Origin of the sequence: Pseudonocardia lacus (assembly GCF_018531445.1) — a bacterium.
Lineage (GTDB): Bacteria > Actinomycetota > Actinomycetes > Mycobacteriales > Pseudonocardiaceae > Pseudonocardia > Pseudonocardia lacus.
Map to the genome: position 1 here is coordinate 1 of NZ_JAHDTH010000205.1, position 15,294 is coordinate 15,294.

Here is a 15,294-nt window from a genome sequence, read left to right on the forward strand (position 1 = left end):
CCGGCGGCGCGGCGCCGTCCAGCCTGCGCACGCCGGCGCCGTCGGCCAGCACGGCGAAGCCCTGCTCGGTCAACGCGGCCACGGTGCCCGGCGAGGCCAGCCAGCGCGGCGCGGCGAACGCGTCGGTGCGCAGGTCGACGGCCGTCAGCACCCGACGGGCCGCGGTGAGCCGCAGCCCGGCCTCGTGCCGGGGCAGCGCGGCGAACTCGGCGCGCCTGCCCAAGGCGACAGGGCGGCGGGCGGCCGTCGGGTCGGCGGTGTGGTCGAAGCCGTGCAGCACCAGCGCGTCACCGCCGTCCCGACGCCCGCGCAGCCACCCCGCAACCCCCTCGGGCCGCAGCGGGCCGTCGGGGCCGCACGGGCGCACCAGCAGGGTCAGCGGCACGCCGCGGTGGTCGAGCGCGTCGGCGAAGCCCTCCGCACAGGCGGTGAGGCCGTCGGTCAGGCCGGACAGGGACACCAGCAGCTGGGCCATGCCCGACATCAACGCAGGCCGGCGTGAACAGCCGGGAACGCCGTCGTGAGCGGCCGGACAGCGTTGCCCTCACAACCGGGGCGTCGGCAGGATGCCGCGGGCGATCGCCGCGGTGACGGCGGCGGTGCGGTCGGTCACCTGCAGCTTCTCGAACACCCGCAGCAGGTGGCTCTTCACCGTGGCGTCCCCGATGCCCAGCTCGCGGGCGATCTGCGGGTTGGACAGCCCGCGCGCCACCCCGCGCAGCACGTCTCGCTCGCGCGGGGTCAGCGCGGGCGGCGCCGGGCGGCGCAGCGCACCGGCCAGGGTGGCCGCCGCCGCCGGGGCCAGCACCGTCTCCCCGCGGGCCGCCGCCCGCACCGCCTCGACCAGGCCCGCGCGCGGGGTGTCCTTCAGCAGGTAGCCGCTCGCGCCCGCCTCCACCGCGCGCAGGACGTCGCCGTCGTGGTCGAAGGTGGTCAGGACGACGACCCGGGTCGGGTAGGCGGCCAGCACGTCGGCGGTGGCCGCGACGCCGTCGCGGCCGGGCATCCGCAGGTCCATCAGCACCAGGTCGGGGCGGGTGGCGACGGCCGTGGCGGCCGCCGCCGTCGCGTCGCCGCACTCCCCCACGACCTCGATGTCCGGCTCGGCGTCGAGCAGGCTGCGCAGCCCCTCCCGCACGACCGGGTGGTCGTCGACCAGCATCACCCGGATCACCCGAGCCGCACCTCGACGGACGTGCCCCGCCCGGGCGCCGAGCTCATCTCCAGCGCCCCGCCGATCTCGCGGACCCGCTGGCGCATCCCGGCCAGGCCGAATCCCGACCGGCGCTCCGCCGTCGCGTCGAAGCCGCGCCCGTCGTCGCTGATGCGCATCACCGTCGCCGCCGGGTCGAAGATCAGTTCGAGGTCGAGCCGCGAGGCCCCGGCGTGCTTGCGCACGTTGGCCACCGCCTCCTGCCCCACCCGCATCAGGACGATGTCGTGCCCCGGCGGCAGGGCCCGCTCCGCGCCCTCGACGCGCATCCGCGCCTCGATGCCCAGCTCGTCGCCGACCCGCTCGACCAGCCGGTTCAGCGCGGCCGGCAGCGTCGCCGCGTCCAGCTGCGGGGACGCCAGCGCGGCCACCAGCGCCCTGGCCTCGGCCAGGTTCTCCCGCGCGGTCCGCTCGACCAGCGCGACCTTCGGGTCGTCCGGGTCCATGCCCTGGGCCAGCATCGAGATGCTGCTGAACCCCTGGGCCAGGGTGTCGTGGATCTCCCGGGCCAGCCGCTCCCGCTCGGCCAGCGCGCCCAGGTCGCGGCTGGCCGCGGCCAGCTCGGCCCGGGTGTGCTCCAACTCCTCCAGCAGCGCGGCGCGCTGGAAGCTCTGGTCGACGATGCGCGAGATCCACAATCCCAGGAACAGCGACGCCACCAGCATCCCGGCCAGCCAGGCGACCACCAGCGGGACCTCGCCGGTGCCCATCGCCGCGGGCACCATCCGCACCGCCCCGATCCCGGCGATCGCCACCACCGTGACCAGCAGCGCCCGCTTGACCGGCAGCAACCGCCAGTAGTGCGGGAAGAGCAGGAAGAACAGCACCGCGCCGATCGGGGTCAGCGCGAACATGGCCAGCACCAGCGCCGTCGCGACCACCGCGTAGGCGGCCCCCAGCCGCGTCGAACGGGACCGGTGCAGGGCGCGCGCCCCGGTCAGCGCGTACCAGAGCGCCAACGCCGCCAGCAGGCCCAGCGCGACCCACTGCCCGTCCAGGACCAGCAGCACCGCGGCCGCCGCGGCGAAGAGCGCCGCGAACGCGTGCCACCCCCAGTCCATCTCCTCCCAGACGTGGCGGTCCACGGGGACAGCCTGCCGCAGCCCACGGCCGTTGTCTCCACCGGTCGGTGGAGGCGGCGCCCCACCGGTCGACGGTGCCGCGTCACGACCGGGCACTCGATCATTTCGGCACGGACCGCGACCGGTTGTGCGCCGTCCGCAGGTGCTCCCGCGGTCGGCACCACCGCGGGGAAGGGCGGCCCGGACAGGTGCGTCGCGGGGCGTCGTGGGCCCCGCAGCGCGCCTGGGCCGCCCGGAGGGGTCGGGAGTGGGCGGCGGGGCTACGAAGCCGCCGCCCACTCGCGACCGGTGATGCGCTCGTACGCCTCCACGTAGCGGGCCCGGGTGGCCGCGACGACCTCCGCCGGCACCTCCGGCCCCGGTGCGGTGCGGTCCCAGTCCAGCCCGCCCGACCACTCCCGCACGAACTGCTTGTCGTAGGCGTGCTGCGGGCGACCCGGCTCCCAGTCGTCGGCCGGCCAGAAGCGCGACGAGTCCGAGGTGAGCACCTCGTCGGCCAGCACGATGCGGCCCTCGGCGTCGGTGCCGAACTCCAGCTTGGTGTCCGCGACCAGGATGCCGCCGCCGGCGGCGATCTGGGCACCGCGCGAGTAGACGGCCAGCGTCAGCTCGCGCAGCCGCTCGGCGGTCTCCTCGCCGACCAGCGCGATCACGTCGTCGAACGTCATGAACTCGTCGTGCTCGCCGACGGGCGCCTTGGTCGTCGGGGTGAAGATCGGCTCCGGCAGCCGGGAGCCCTCCACCAGGCCGGGCGGCAGGTCGATCCCCGACACCGTCGAGTGCCGGCGGTACTCCTGCAGGCCCATCCCGGCCAGGTAGCCGCGGGCGATGCACTCGACCGGCAGCATCTCCAGCCGCCGGCAGCGGATCGCCCGGCCGGCGAACTCGTCGGGGACGTCGGTGGCGGACACGACGTGGTTGGGCACGACGTCGGCGAGGCGCTCGAACCACCACAGCGACAGCCGGGTGAGCAGCGCGCCCTTGTCCGGGATCGGCGTGGGCAGCACGACGTCGTAGATGGAGATGCGGTCCGAGGCGACCAGCAGCAGGTCGTCGCCGTCGGCGTAGACGTCGCGGACCTTGCCCGAGTGCAGCAGCTTCACAGGATCGACCCCGGGGTGTAGGAGGCGGCCCGCGGGTTCGCCGCCACCAGCGCGTCGACGCGGGCGACGACGTCGGCCACCTGGGTGGTCGCCGCCCCGGTGAAGCCCAGCGGGTCGGCCAGCAGGCCGTCGAGGGTGCCCGGTGGGAGCGCGAGCCGCTCGTCGCCGGCCAACCGGGCCAGCAGGTCGTTGTCGGCCTGGCCCTTCTCCCGCATCGCCAGCGCCACGCCCACCGCGTGCTCCTTGATGACCTCGTGCGCCGTCTCCCGGCCCACGCCGGCCCGCACGGCCGCCATCAGCACCGCGGTGGTGGCCAGGAACGGCAGGTAGCGGTCGAGCTCGCGGGCCACCACCGCCGGGTAGGCGCCGAACTCGTCGAGCACCGTCAGGGCCGTCTCGAACAGCCCGTCCAGGGCGAAGAACGCGTCGGGCAGCGCGACCCGGCGGACCACCGAGTCGGACACGTCGCCCTCGTTCCACTGCGCGCCGGCCAGCTCACCGACCATCCCGGCGTAGCCGCGCAGCAGCACCATCATCCCGTTGATCCGCTCCGTGGAGCGGCTGTTCATCTTGTGCGGCATCGCCGACGACCCGACCTGCCCCGGCCGGAACCCCTCGGTGGCCAGCTCGAACCCGGCCATCAACCGGATCGTCGTGGCCAGCGAGGAGGGGCCGGCGGCGAGCTGCACCAGCGCGGTCAGCACGTCGTAGTCCAGGGAACGCGGGTAGACCTGCCCGACGCTGGTCAGCGCGGCGTCGAAGCCGAGGTGCCCGGCCACCCGCCGCTCCAGCTCGGCCAGCTTCGCCGGCTCGCCCAGCAGGTCGAGCATGTCCTGCGCGGTGCCCATCGGCCCCTTGATCCCGCGCAGCGGGTAGCGCGCCCGAAGCTCCTCCAGCCGCGCGTGCGCCACCAGCATCTCGTCGGCCGCGCTGGCGAACCGCTTGCCCAGCGTCGTGGCCTGCGCAGCCACGTTGTGGCTGCGCCCCGCCATCACCAGCTCCGCGTGCTCGGCCGCCCGCCGCGCCAACCGCGCCAGCACCGCCAGCGACCGGTCCCGCACGTGCTCCAGCGACAGCCGGATCTGCAGCTGCTCGACGTTCTCGGTCAGGTCGCGGCTGGTCATCCCCTTGTGCACGTGCTCGTGCCCGGCCAGCGCGCAGAACTCCTCGATCCGCGCCTTCACGTCGTGGCGGGTGACCCGCTCCCGCGCCGCGATCGAGGCCAGGTCGACCTGCTCGACGACCCGCTCGTAGTCCTCCACGACCCCGTCGGGCACCTCGACACCCAACTCCCGCTGCGCCCGCAGCACCGCGATCCACAGCCGCCGCTCCAGCACGACCTTCCGCTCCGGCGACCAGAGCTCCACGAGCTCCGCACTCGCATACCGCCCCGCCAGCACGTTCGGAATCACGCACCAACCCTAATCCGCCCACGTCAGGAGGGGGTGAGGGCGCTGCGGATGCGGGCCGCCACGGGAGCGAAGTCCGCGAGGTCGCGCCAAGTCCAGCGGACCACGCGCAGACCCTCGGCCCGCAGCGCGTCCTCCCGCAGCTTCTCGGCGAAGACCGCGTCGCCCGGGTCCTCGCCCGGCTTCAGCAGCCGGCCGTACTTCACCCGGCCGTCGAACTCCCCCACGACCCCGGACCGCCACCAGAAGTCCACCCGCCAGGACCGACCGTCCCGCGTGCGGACGACGTGCTGGAGGGTCGGCTCGGGCAGCCGCGCCGACCGGATGGCGAGGCGACTGAGCGACTCCCCCGGACTCTCCGCCCGCCCATCGGCGAACCCGATCACCCGGCGGGCCGTGGAGTTGCCCTTCCGGCGCCCGCCGCGGTCCAGCGCTTCGGCCAGGTCGGCGGGGGTGACGAGGTGCCGGTGCAGCGCCGCGTCGGCCGGCACCAGCGCGGCCTCGAACGGGAGCGTCCGGGCGATGTCGGCCACGGTGCGGGCGACCGAGGTCACGAGCACGCCGTCGACCGCCACGACCTCGTCGGGCTGCAACGCGGCGGCGTGCAGGTCGACGTGCGCGCTGCGGCGGGCGCCGGATCGGCGGTCGCGGGTCGCTTGGACCCGGACGGCGTCGTGCGCCGAGCCCGGCGGGAACCAGAGGGGCAACCCGTGCAGCACGGCGGCCGAGGTGTGGCTGACCACCGTCGCCGGCCCCAGCCGGCGCACCGCGGCCTGCACCGCGTACCAGTGGCGGAGCACCGGATCGGCGTCGGTGCGGGTGGGGTCGGCGGCCACGTAGGCCCCCGGCCGGACCGGGTCAAGCGCCCCCGTCCGGCACAGGGCGCGCAGCTCGCGTTCGGTGATCCCGTCGGCCATCATCTCGGCCCGCAGGTACAGCCCATCCCCCATCGCTTCCACGGGCCCACCCTGCCCAGCGACCCCCACCCCGCGGGCCGGAACCGAACAACTCGACCCACCTCGCAGGGTTTGCCTACCCGGCGCAGGTTCCCGGGGCTCTGCGCCGGGTAGGCGAACCCTGCGACGTCAGAGGAGGCGGAGGAGGGCGTCGCGGGCGGCGGTGCGGGGGTCGGGGTCGGCTTCGATGAGGGCGCTGATGACGGCGCCGTCGACGAGGGAGACCAGGTCGCGGATGGCCTCCGGGGGCATGGGGTGGCCGGAGCGGCGGAGGATCTCGGCGAGCAGGGCGTCGAGCTCGGCGCGCAGCTCGCGCATCAGGGGCGCGAGGTAGGGGCGGCGGCCCGCGCCGACCAGGCGCTCGTAGCGCAGCAGGACCGCGTCGAGGCCGCCGGTGCGCGACTCGGGGCCGAGCAGCTGGTCCAGGACGAGCTCCACCAGCTCGGGGCGGGCGGCGCGGGTCTCGGCGAGCTGGGCGAGCTGGGCGCGGCCCTCGTCGAGCTCGTCACGGCTCGTGCGCTCGGCGGCCGCGGTGACCAAGTCGTCGAGGGAGGCGAAGTAGTAGGTGGTGGAGGCGAGCGGCAGGCCCGCGCGCTCGGCGACCGCCCGGTGCCGGACGGCGTCGAACCCGCCGGCGCGCAGCAGCGCGGCGGCCGCGGCCACCAGCTGCTGGCGGCGCCGTTCCCCCTTGCTCGTCGACACGCGGAGAGTTTCCCCGCCGGTCACAGGCGGGGCGCGAGGTGGTCCAGGACGGTCTGCAGCCGGTCGGCGAAGGGGGCCGCGCCGGGGCCGTCGGCGGTGGAGCCGACCAGCAGGGTGCCGCCGGACGCCGTGGGCGCGACGAGCGCCCCCGGCGCCACCTCCGCAACGGTGCCCGGCGGCAGGTAGGAGACGGTGAGCACGCCGCGGGCGGCGCCGTCGGCCGCTTCCAGGGCGAGGTAGCGGTGCGTCCCCGGCAGGCAGACGTCGGTCGACGGCGCGGGCGCGGCGGCGGCCGCCTCGGGCAGGACCTCCAGGAGCAGGGCGCGCAGGTCGGGGTCGTGGCGGTCGGCGCAGGCGCCCTCGCCCGGCCCGAGCGGTGATCCGCCGGGGGCGGCGGCGGGCGGTGCGGGTGCCGCCACCTGGCCGGATTCGCCGGAGCCGGAACCGGCGTCGTCGGAGTTGGCGGCGTAAGGCGAGGACAGCTCGGCCTCGCCGCCCGCCGCGTCGCGCGCGGCCTCGGGGGCGGACGCGGCGGAGGAGGCCGTCTCGCCGGTCGAGCCGGGCAGCACGATCGCGGCGCCGACGCCGGCGAACGCGATGACGGCCGCCGCGCCCACCGCGGCCGAGCGGCGCCGGGCGGTGATCCGCCGGGACGCGGCCAGCACGTCGTCGTGGCCGAAGCCGGGCGGGGGCGCGTCGGCGTCGGACGCGGCGGCGCGGAACAGCGCGGCCAGGCGCTCGTCGTCGGTCATCGTGTCCTCCCTCCCCTCATCCGGCCGGTCGCAGGTCGTCGAGCGCGTCGCCGAGCGCGGTGCGCAGCGCGGCCAGCCCGGCGGAGGTCTGGCTCTTGACCGTGCCCTCCGAGCAGCTCAGCGCGACCGCCGTGGCCGGCACGTCGAGTCCTTCGAGGAACCGCAGCACCAGCACCGCCCGCTGCCGGGGCGGCACCGACCGCAGCCCGCCGACGAGCACGTGCCGGGTGGCGACGGCGTCGGCGGCGCCGGGCACGGCGCGCCGGTCGTCGGGTTCGGCGGTGGCCCGCTCACGCCGCCACGGCCTGCGCGACTCGTCCACCACGGCCCGCACGAGCGTGCGCCGCATCCAGGCGTCCAGGGCGGCCTTGTCCCGGATCCGGCGCCAGTGCCGGTGCAGCGACACGAACGCCGCCTGGACGTGGTCGTCCGCGCGGTGCCAGTCGCCGCACAGCAGGTAGGCCGTACGGCGCAGCGTATCGCGGCGCGTGCGGAAGAACTCCTCGAAGGAGATCTCGGACGCAGCGCCGGACCCACCGCCGTCGGGCTCGCCGCCCACTGGTCGTCCTCCCTCCCCCTCGCACGCACAGGACGTACGGTCCCGCTCCCGCGGTTGTACCGCCCGGTGGGATTCCCTCGATCGGGCCAACGTCGTGACCGTCCCGTGACCCAGGGGAGACCGCGCCGACGCCTGCTGGTTGAATCAGGTGTCGTGCGACCCACCTCCCGCTCCCGGCGAGGGTCGACGGGTGACGCCCCGATCGACCTCCGTTCGGACACCGTGACCCAGCCGACCAAGCAGATGCGTGCCGCCATGGCGGCCGCCGAGGTGGGCGACGACGTCCTCGACCACGACCCGACGATGCGCAGGCTCGAGGAGCGCGTCGCGACGATGCTCGGCACCGGGGACGCGCTGTGGACCCCGAGCGGCACGATGGGCAACATCATCGCGCTGATGCACCACCTCGACCGGGGCGACGCGTTCCTGGCCCCGGCCGGCGCGCACGTGCTGGACGCCGAGCTGGGCACGGCCGCGTGGCTGGCCGGCGGCATGCCCCGCCCCCTCGACCACGACGCCGGCCCGGGCAAGGTCTCGCCGGCGGCGATCCGGCGGGCGGCGGGCGCGCCCGGGCCGTACTTCACGCTGCGCACCACGCTGCTGTGCCTGGAGAACACCCACAACGCCGCGGGCGGCACCGTCACCGCCCCGGACGAGCACGCCTCGCTGGCCGCGGCGGCCCGCGCGGCCCGGTTGAAGATCCACCTCGACGGCGCCCGGCTGTGGCACGCCGCGGTCGCGCTGGGGGTGCCGCCGCGCACGCTGACCGTCGGCGCCGACACGGTCCAGGTGTGCCTGAGCAAGGGCCTGGGCGCGCCGGTGGGGTCGGTGGTCGCCGGGTCGGAGGAGTTCGTCGAGGAGGCCCGGCGGCTGCGCAAGATGCTCGGCGGCGGGGTGCGCCAGGGCGGCGTGCTGGCCGCGGCCGGGCTGCTCGCGCTCGACCGGGTCGACCGCCTCGCCGAGGACCACGAGCGCGCCCGCACGCTGGCCGCGGGGCTGCGCGAGCGGGGCTGGCAGGTGGGCGTGCCGGAGACGAACATCGTGCTCGTCTCGGTGGCCGACCTCCCCGGCACGCTCTACCGGCTGGAGCACGCCGGGGTGCGGGCCACGCCGATGTCCGGGCAGGTCCGCTTCGTCACCCACGCCGACCTGACCGACGCCGACATCTCCGCCGCGCTGGAGCGCATCGGCCCGGTGGAGTCGGCCAACGGCGTCCCCGAGCCGCGGGCCCGGTTCAGGAGGGACGCCGGTCGCGCTCCAGCTCGTCCAGCCGGGTTCTGACGCGGCGCAGCTCGTCGAGCACCTCGGCCAGCTGCGCCTCGGCGCGCCCGGCCTCCGCGGCCACGGTCCGCTCGACCTCCCGGTTGGCCCGGCTGAGGTTCTCCACGAACCAGCTGGCGATCGAGGCCGTCACCACGCCGAGCAGGGCGATCCCGGCGACCATCAGCGCCGCCGCCACGGCCCGGCCCTCGCTGGTGACCGGGTAGCGGTCGCCGTAGCCGACGGTGGAGATCGTGGTGATGGTCCACCACACGGCCTCGCCGAACGTGGTCAGCGTGGCGTCCGGCGCGTCGCGCTCGGCGTCGAGCACGGCCAGCGAGGCCACGAAACCGAGCAGCACGACCGCTCCGGCGACGTAGACCGCGACCCGGCCGCGGGCGTCGTCGCGCAGCTGCCGGTTCAGCACGCCGATCGCGGTGAACACCCGCAGTGCGCGCAGCGGGCGGAACATCGGCAGCAGCAGGACCAGCAGCTCCAGCAGGTGCCGGCGGACGTAGCGCCACCGGTTGTCGGCCAGCGCGAGCCGCACCAGGTAGTCGACGCCGAAGATCACCCAGGCGACCGTCATGACCGCCTCCAGCGCCGCCTCGCCGCCCGGACCGAGCCCCTCGTCGAGGATCTGCCAGGCGTACGCGGCCAGGAAGACGGCCGCGAGCCCGGTCAGCCACCAGTCGACGCGGCGGTCCCAGGCCGCGATCCGCGGCTCGTCGTCGGACACCGTGACCATGACCGGCGACTGTAGGTGCTGATCGCTCAGCCCGGGAGCCACCCGGACAGCCTGCGCAGCGCCTCCTCGACGTCGGCGGTGGCCCCGGCGAAGGACAACCGCACCCAGCGCCCGCCGTCGACGGGGTCGAAGTCGGCGCCCGGGGCGAGGGCCAGCCCGGTGTCGGCGAGCAGCCGGTAGGTGAGGTCCATCGAGTCGCGCGTGAGGTGCGACACGTCGGCGTAGACGTAGAACGCGCCGTCGGCCGGGGCCAGGGTCTCGATGCCGAGCCGCGGCAGCCCCTCCAGAAGCAGGGCCCGGTTGGTGGCGTAGCGGGTGACGTGCCCGTCGGCCTCGGCGTAGGAGCGCGGGTCGAACGCCCCGAGCGCGGCCAGCTGGGGCAGCGCGGGCGGGCAGACCGTGAAGTTGCCGGCCAGGCAGTCGACGGCGCGCAGCAGCCGCGGCGGCACCAGCAGCCAGCCCAGCCGCCAGCCGGTCATCGAGAAGTACTTGCTGAACGAGTTGACCACGATCGCCTCGCGCGACGTGCTCCACGCCGTCGACGTCGCGGGTCCGCCGCCGTAGGAGATGCCGTGGTAGATCTCGTCGCTGATCAGCTGGATGCCGGTGTGTTCGCAGTACTCGGCGAGCGCGGCCAGCTCGGCCGGGTCGAGCACGGTGCCGGTCGGGTTGGCCGGGCTGGCGACCACCAGCCCGCGCACCGGCTCGTCCAGCTCCTCCAGCATCCGCACGGTCGGCTGGTAGCGGGTCTGCGGCCCGCACGGCAGCTCGACGACCTCGCAGCCCAGCGCGGAGAGGATGTTGCGGTAGCAGGGGTAGCCGGGGCGGGCCATCGCCACCCGGTCGCCGGCGTCGAACGCGGCCAGGAAGGCCAGCAGGAACCCGCCGGACGAGCCGGTGGTCACCACGACCTGCCCGTCCGGCACGTCGACGTCGTAGGTGCGGGCGTAGTGGCCGGCGATGGCGGCCCGCAACTCCGGGACGCCCAGCGCGACGGTGTAGCCGAGGACCTGGTCGGCGAGCGCGGCCGCGGCGGCCTCGCGCACCGCGAGCGGGGCCGGGGTGGACGGCTGGCCGGCGGACAGGTTGACCAGGTCGCCGTGGGTGCGCTGGCGCTCGCCGGCGGCGGCCCACACGTCCATCACGTGGAACGGCGGGATCATCGCCCGGGCGGCCGCGCCGGACAGGGTGGGGTGCGTCGTCACCCCCCGAGCCTAGATACGCGGGGGCGCCGGTGGCCCGTCCGTCAGGCGGGGCCGGGCGCCCGGTGGGCCCGGAGCCGCTCGCCCGCCCGATAGAGCTCGACGAGCAGGGGGCGCAGCGACTCGCCCGCCGGGGTGAGCCGGTAGCTGCCGCGGGTGGGGAAGCCGCGCTGCACGCGCCGCTCGACCAGGCCCCGCGCGCGCAGCCCGGCCAGCCTCTCGGCGAGCACCTTGTCGCTGATGGCGGGCAGCCCCGCGCGCAGCTCGCCGAAGGAGAGCGGGCCGTGCATGAGGTCGCGCAGCAGCAGGGTGGTCCAGCGGCCGCCGACGGCGTCGAGGGCGATCTCGACCGGGCAGTCGGGCTCGGGGCGTGCGGTGGCGCCGGTGTCGTCGGGCACGAGTTCGCGGTCCCGGCCGCCGCTTCCCGTTTGGTGAGCCGCACGGGCGACGGCTTCGCTGGGCGCATGGACGAGATGACCGGCCACGCGACCAGCATCGCACCCACCTCCGACCCCGCCCGCCACCCCGCGGTGTTCGCGGCCGCCTTCAACACCGGCGACCCGGCCGCCGTCGAGCGCCTCTACGAACCGGGCGGGGTGCTGGTAGCCCGCCCGGGGATCGCGGTGACCGGGCCGGAGCGGGCGGCGGCCAACGGCGCGCTACAGGCCCTCGGCGTGCCGATCGAGGTGCGCCCGCGCCACGTCTACGTGGCCGACGACATCGCGCTGCTCGTCGTGGACTGGGTGGTCGAGGGCACGGGAGGTGACGGTGGGCCCGTCCGCGTCGCCGGTACGGCCACCGACGTGGCCCGCCGCGGCCCGGACGGCGGCTGGCGGTACGTGATCGACAACCCGTGGGGCACCGCGCGCGGGTGATCAGCCGGTGGGTGCGACCAGCGCGGCCAGCTGCGCGGGCGCCCACCGCCCCACCGCCGCGATCTCGTCGGCGAAGAAGAAGCGCTGGGAGGAGTTCGTGGTCGAGGTGCTGGACCGGGCGCTGCTGGCGTAGCTCCCGCCGCTGAGCGGGCCGCCGTCAGGGGCGGTCGAACTCCCCGGCGTGCACGCCCTTCACGAACGCGTCCCACTCGGCCGCCGTGTAGACGTGCACCTGGCCGTCGGGGTTGCTGCCGTCGCGCAGGGCCACGCCGCCGTCGGGCAGCAGGGCCACCTCGACCGAGCCCTCGTCCTCGTCGGTGCTGGTGCTGCTGCGCAGCCACTCGACGTCGTCGGGGACGGGGATCTGCGGGATCGAGACCTCGCCCCGCTCGGCGCGCAGCGCGATGTCGGTGCGGTGGTGCGAGCCGGCCAGGTGCACCTCGGCGAGCCTGCGGTAGGCGTCGGCGCGGGCCGCGGCCAGGTCGTCGCCCGTGCCGACGATCGACAGCACGCGCCCGCCCGCGGACACCACGGCGCCGTCGTCGCGGCGGCGGGTCCCGGCGTGCAGGACGCCGTCGCGCTCGGCCCCGGCGATGACGTCGCCCAGGCGCGGGGTCGCCGGGTAGCCCTCGGCGGCCAGCACGACGACGACCGCGGCGCCGTCGGACCACTCCGGGGCGGGTTGCCCGGCCAGGGTGCCGGTGGCGGTGGCGTGCAACAGGCGGGCGAGCGAGCTGCGCAGCAGCGCCAGCACGACCTGCGTCTCCGGGTCGCCGAAGCGGCAGTTGAACTCGATCACCGCGGGGCCGGTGGCGGTCAGCACGAGGCCGGCGTAGAGCAGACCGCTGAACGGGGTACCGCGGGCCACCATCTCGCGGGCCACCGGCGCGACGATCCGGCGGACCAGGTCGTCGGCGAGGTCGGGCGGGGTCCACGGCAGCGGCGCGTAGGCGCCCATGCCGCCGGTGTTGGGCCCGGAGTCGTCGTCGCCGACGCGCTTGAAGTCCTGCGCGGGCAGCAGCGGGACCACGGTCTCACCGTCGACCAGGCAGAACAGCGACACCTCCGGCCCGGCCAGGTACGACTCCAGCAGCACGGGGTGACCGCCGTCGAGCAGGGTCATCGCGTGCGCGCGGGCCACGTCGACGTCGGGGCTGACGACGACGCCCTTGCCGGCGGCCAGCCCGTCGTCCTTGACGACGTAGGGCGGGGAGAACCGGCTGAGCGCGGAGTCGAGGTTCGCCGGGTTGTCGACGACGACGGACTCGGCGCTGCGCACGCCGGCCGCGGCCATCACGTCCTTGGCGAAGCTCTTCGAGCCCTCGATGCGGGCGGCTCCCGCGCTCGGCCCGAAGCAGGCGACGCCGGCCGCGCGGACCGCGTCGGCCACGCCCAGCACCAGCGGCACCTCGGGACCGATGACGACGAGGTCGGCCTTCCACTGCACCGCGAGACCGGCGACGGCCCCGCCGTCGCCGACGTCGACACCGAGCTGCTCGGCGACGCCGGACGTACCGGCGTTGCCGGGGGCACAGGCCACCGCGGTGACGTCCGGATCGGCCGCCAGAGCCAGCACGATGGCGTGCTCCCGGGCTCCGGACCCGATGACGAGGACGCGCACGGCGAGCAGCTTAGTGGCCTCGCCCGGCCGCCCTCGCGCCGCGGCGTCCCCCCGCCGGCCGGACCGCGGAACGGGCGGGCTCCGGACGGTCAGTCCGGCAGGAAGTCCGCGATCAGCCGGGTGGTCCGCACCGGGTCCTCCTCGTGCGGGAAGTGGCCGATCGTCGGGAGCACGTCCAGGCGGTGCTTGTCGGCCACCCACTCCTGGGAGGCCGCTGCCGTGCGCACCGGCGCGCACGGGTCGAGCTCGCCGTGCACCGCCAGCACCGGCACCTCCGCCGGACGCGCCACGGCGGCCGCGAACCGGCGCCCCTCGGCCCGCAGCTGCGACCGGACCGCCCAGCGGTAGTACTCGGCCGAGCAGTGCGCCACGCCCGAGATGCGCGCCGCCTGCCGGTACCGCGGCGCCGCCGCGGCGAAGTCGTCGCTGCCGGCCCAATCCGGACCGGCCCACGCCCGGATGACGCGCTCGGCGCCCGCGCCGTCGTCGGCGACCAGCGCCCGCTCCGGCAGCCGCGGCACCTGCATCCGCAGCGCGTGCCGGGCCGTGGCCCGGCCCTGGCCGCGGGGATCGCGCAGCACCGCCCGCCGCACGGCGAGCGGGTGCGGGGCGCCGAGCACCGTCAACGACCGCACCAGCCGCGGGTGCAGCGCGGCGACCGTCCAGCCGATCAGCCCGCCCCAGCCGTGCCCGACCAGGTGCGCGCGCGGCTCGCCGAGCGCCCGGACGAGCCCGGCGACGTCACCGGCGAGCGTCCACAGGTCGTAGCCGCGGGGCGGCTTGTCGGAGTCGCCGTACCCGCGCAGGTCGACGGCCGCGACGCGGTACCCGTGCCCGGCCAGCGCCGGCAGCTGGTGCCGCCACGCCCACCACAGCTGCGGGAACCCGTGCAGCAGCACCACGAGCGGGCGGCCGCCGTCGCACTCGGCGACGTGCAGGCGGATGCCGTTGGCCGAGACGCCCCGGTGCGTCCACGGCCCGGGCCACCGGACCGACGACGGGTCGGGGCCGGGCCGGCGCACCCGTCAGCGGTGGGTGCGGTCGAGCTCGGGGCGCGGGGGCTGCTCGTCGGACCGGCCGCGGTGCGACAGCACGGCGGCCGACTCCTTGAGCGTGCTGATGGTCCGCTCCGGCGCGCGGATCTTCTTGACCCGCCGGTAGCCGATGAACCCGGCCAGCCCGGCGATCACCAGCATCAGCCCGAACACGATCGCGAACCCGCCGGGGCGGCCCACCCACAGCGCCAGCAGCTCGGCGAGGAAGAAGAACAGGAAGAACAGGCTGAACAGCACGACCGTCAGCGCGACGACGAAGAAGACGCTGCCCTGCAGGCCCTTCTTCACCTCGGCGGTGATCTCCGTGCGGGCCAGCTCCACCTCGGCGCGCACCAGCGTCGAGACGTGCTTGGTCGCCTCGCTCACCAGCGCGCCGATCGACTTCTCGTCGTTGCCGGGAACCGGCTCGGGCGAGAGCGGGATCGACGGGAGCACGGGTGGGACGTCCGCCCTGTGGGAGCTGCCTGGCGTGGCCACCGCGATCCTCCTGGGGTGCGTGGTGCGGGAGTTGCTGTTGATCTCGGGTGTGATCTCCCGGCCATCCTTCCACGCACGAGCGCCCGACGCCGCCGCGAGGCGCGGCACGGACGGGTTCCGTGACCGGGACGTCATCAGCGCCGCCCGCACGGACGGTCAGTCAGCATGGAACGGCCGGCGCGTTCCGCATCTTGCGTGGGTCGTCCACCCTGAGGCGGAAGTTGCCACATACGGAAGGAGCCGGCCGTCATGTCCAGTGTTGTACGTGATCATGGTGTGG

Annotated in this window: 19 protein-coding genes and 1 pseudogene; 4 read left to right on the forward strand and 16 right to left on the reverse strand. The window is 75.8% G+C overall.

What is annotated here, in order from left to right; translation table 11 throughout:
* The 9 genes from KIK08_RS31410 to KIK08_RS31450 all read right to left on the reverse strand — a co-directional run.
* A partial coding sequence (locus KIK08_RS31410; RefSeq protein ID WP_214406940.1) for a DUF2334 domain-containing protein occupies window positions 1-475 on the reverse strand: 475 nt, incomplete at its 3' end.
* Between the two features lie 69 nt (window positions 476-544).
* Complete coding sequence (locus KIK08_RS31415) at window positions 545-1,174, reverse strand: response regulator (RefSeq protein ID WP_214406941.1); 630 nt, start codon at window positions 1,172-1,174, stop codon at window positions 545-547.
* The gene (locus KIK08_RS42030; RefSeq protein WP_214406942.1) at window positions 1,171-2,298 is read right to left on the reverse strand and encodes a sensor histidine kinase; all 1,128 of its coding nucleotides are present in this window, start codon (window positions 2,296-2,298) and stop codon (window positions 1,171-1,173) included. The genes KIK08_RS31415 and KIK08_RS42030 overlap by 4 nt, the downstream gene beginning before the upstream one ends.
* 257 nt (window positions 2,299-2,555) lie before the next feature.
* Entirely contained in the window at window positions 2,556-3,398 is an 843-nt protein-coding gene (locus tag KIK08_RS31425) for a phosphoribosylaminoimidazolesuccinocarboxamide synthase (protein ID WP_214406943.1), read from the reverse strand.
* On the reverse strand, window positions 3,395-4,810 hold the full coding sequence (gene purB, locus KIK08_RS31430) for an adenylosuccinate lyase (protein WP_214406944.1): 1,416 nt from the start codon (window positions 4,808-4,810) through the stop codon (window positions 3,395-3,397). The genes KIK08_RS31425 and purB overlap by 4 nt, the downstream gene beginning before the upstream one ends.
* Before the next feature lie 23 nt (window positions 4,811-4,833).
* Window positions 4,834-5,766 (reverse strand): type IV toxin-antitoxin system AbiEi family antitoxin domain-containing protein, encoded by a 933-nt coding sequence (locus KIK08_RS31435; protein WP_214406945.1) that lies wholly within the window; start codon window positions 5,764-5,766, stop codon window positions 4,834-4,836.
* Window positions 5,767-5,892: 126 nt separating this feature from the next.
* Window positions 5,893-6,465, reverse strand: coding sequence for a TetR/AcrR family transcriptional regulator (locus KIK08_RS31440; RefSeq protein WP_214406946.1), 573 nt, complete (start codon window positions 6,463-6,465; stop codon window positions 5,893-5,895).
* A gap of 20 nt (window positions 6,466-6,485) precedes the next feature.
* Window positions 6,486-7,217, reverse strand: a complete 732-nt coding sequence (locus KIK08_RS31445; protein ID WP_214406947.1) for a hypothetical protein — start codon at window positions 7,215-7,217, stop codon at window positions 6,486-6,488.
* A gap of 16 nt (window positions 7,218-7,233) precedes the next feature.
* The gene (locus KIK08_RS31450; protein ID WP_308258015.1) at window positions 7,234-7,776 is read right to left on the reverse strand and encodes a SigE family RNA polymerase sigma factor; all 543 of its coding nucleotides are present in this window, start codon (window positions 7,774-7,776) and stop codon (window positions 7,234-7,236) included.
* Between the two features lie 153 nt (window positions 7,777-7,929).
* Between KIK08_RS31450 and KIK08_RS31455 the strand changes: the two genes are divergently transcribed.
* The gene (locus KIK08_RS31455; protein ID WP_214406948.1) at window positions 7,930-9,057 is read left to right on the forward strand and encodes a threonine aldolase family protein; all 1,128 of its coding nucleotides are present in this window, start codon (window positions 7,930-7,932) and stop codon (window positions 9,055-9,057) included.
* On the opposite strand, the gene KIK08_RS31460 is transcribed toward KIK08_RS31455, so the two are convergent.
* The 3 genes from KIK08_RS31460 to KIK08_RS40555 form a co-directional block, all read right to left on the reverse strand.
* Window positions 9,011-9,784 carry a potassium channel family protein gene (locus tag KIK08_RS31460; protein ID WP_214406949.1) on the reverse strand — a complete coding sequence of 258 codons (774 nt, stop codon included), beginning with the start codon at window positions 9,782-9,784 and terminating at the stop codon, window positions 9,011-9,013. The two genes, KIK08_RS31455 and KIK08_RS31460, sit on opposite strands and share 47 nt — an antisense overlap.
* A 26-nt stretch (window positions 9,785-9,810) precedes the next feature.
* The gene (locus KIK08_RS31465; protein WP_214406954.1) at window positions 9,811-10,947 is read right to left on the reverse strand and encodes a pyridoxal phosphate-dependent aminotransferase; all 1,137 of its coding nucleotides are present in this window, start codon (window positions 10,945-10,947) and stop codon (window positions 9,811-9,813) included.
* An 83-nt stretch (window positions 10,948-11,030) separates the two neighbouring features.
* Window positions 11,031-11,384 carry a winged helix-turn-helix transcriptional regulator gene (locus KIK08_RS40555; RefSeq protein WP_308258016.1) on the reverse strand — a complete coding sequence of 118 codons (354 nt, stop codon included), beginning with the start codon at window positions 11,382-11,384 and terminating at the stop codon, window positions 11,031-11,033.
* A 66-nt stretch (window positions 11,385-11,450) separates the two neighbouring features.
* Here KIK08_RS40555 and KIK08_RS31475 point away from each other — a divergent pair, with 66 nt between their 5' ends.
* Window positions 11,451-11,861, forward strand: coding sequence for a YybH family protein (locus KIK08_RS31475; protein WP_250558212.1), 411 nt, complete (start codon window positions 11,451-11,453; stop codon window positions 11,859-11,861).
* 7 nt (window positions 11,862-11,868) lie between these two features.
* A complete protein-coding gene (locus KIK08_RS41225; RefSeq protein WP_256446530.1) occupies window positions 11,869-11,994 on the forward strand; it encodes a hypothetical protein in 126 nt (41 codons plus the stop codon).
* Between the two features lie 24 nt (window positions 11,995-12,018).
* On the opposite strand, the gene KIK08_RS40560 is transcribed toward KIK08_RS41225, so the two are convergent.
* From KIK08_RS40560 to KIK08_RS31490, 4 genes and pseudogenes are all read right to left on the reverse strand, one after another.
* Entirely contained in the window at window positions 12,019-12,234 is a 216-nt protein-coding gene (locus tag KIK08_RS40560; protein ID WP_308258018.1) for a DUF397 domain-containing protein, read from the reverse strand.
* Window positions 12,229-13,482, reverse strand: a pseudogene (purD, locus tag KIK08_RS31480) (phosphoribosylamine--glycine ligase); the annotation flags it as partial. The gene KIK08_RS40560 and the pseudogene purD, both read right to left, overlap by 6 nt.
* Window positions 13,483-13,571: 89 nt before the next feature.
* A complete protein-coding gene (locus tag KIK08_RS31485; RefSeq protein ID WP_214406951.1) occupies window positions 13,572-14,504 on the reverse strand; it encodes an alpha/beta fold hydrolase in 933 nt (310 codons plus the stop codon).
* A 3-nt stretch (window positions 14,505-14,507) separates the two neighbouring features.
* Window positions 14,508-14,972, reverse strand: a complete 465-nt coding sequence (locus tag KIK08_RS31490; RefSeq protein ID WP_308258017.1) for a phage holin family protein — start codon at window positions 14,970-14,972, stop codon at window positions 14,508-14,510.
* A 34-nt stretch (window positions 14,973-15,006) separates the two neighbouring features.
* Here KIK08_RS31490 and KIK08_RS40565 point away from each other — a divergent pair.
* Window positions 15,007-15,294: hypothetical protein (locus KIK08_RS40565; RefSeq protein ID WP_250558213.1), on the forward strand; the 288-nt coding region annotated here is incomplete at its 3' end.

What these genes read in the sequence shown, in the direction of transcription:
- KIK08_RS31445 (WP_214406947.1), bottom strand. Translation starts at nt 7,217, where the DNA reads ATGACCGACGACGAGCGCCTGGCCGCGCTGTTCCGCGCCGCCGCGTCC.
- KIK08_RS31460 (WP_214406949.1), bottom strand. Translation starts at nt 9,784, where the DNA reads ATGGTCACGGTGTCCGACGACGAGCCGCGGATCGCGGCCTGGGACCGC.
- KIK08_RS31465 (WP_214406954.1), bottom strand. Translation starts at nt 10,947, where the DNA reads ATGATCCCGCCGTTCCACGTGATGGACGTGTGGGCCGCCGCCGGCGAG.
- KIK08_RS31475 (WP_250558212.1), top strand. Translation starts at nt 11,451, where the DNA reads ATGGACGAGATGACCGGCCACGCGACCAGCATCGCACCCACCTCCGAC.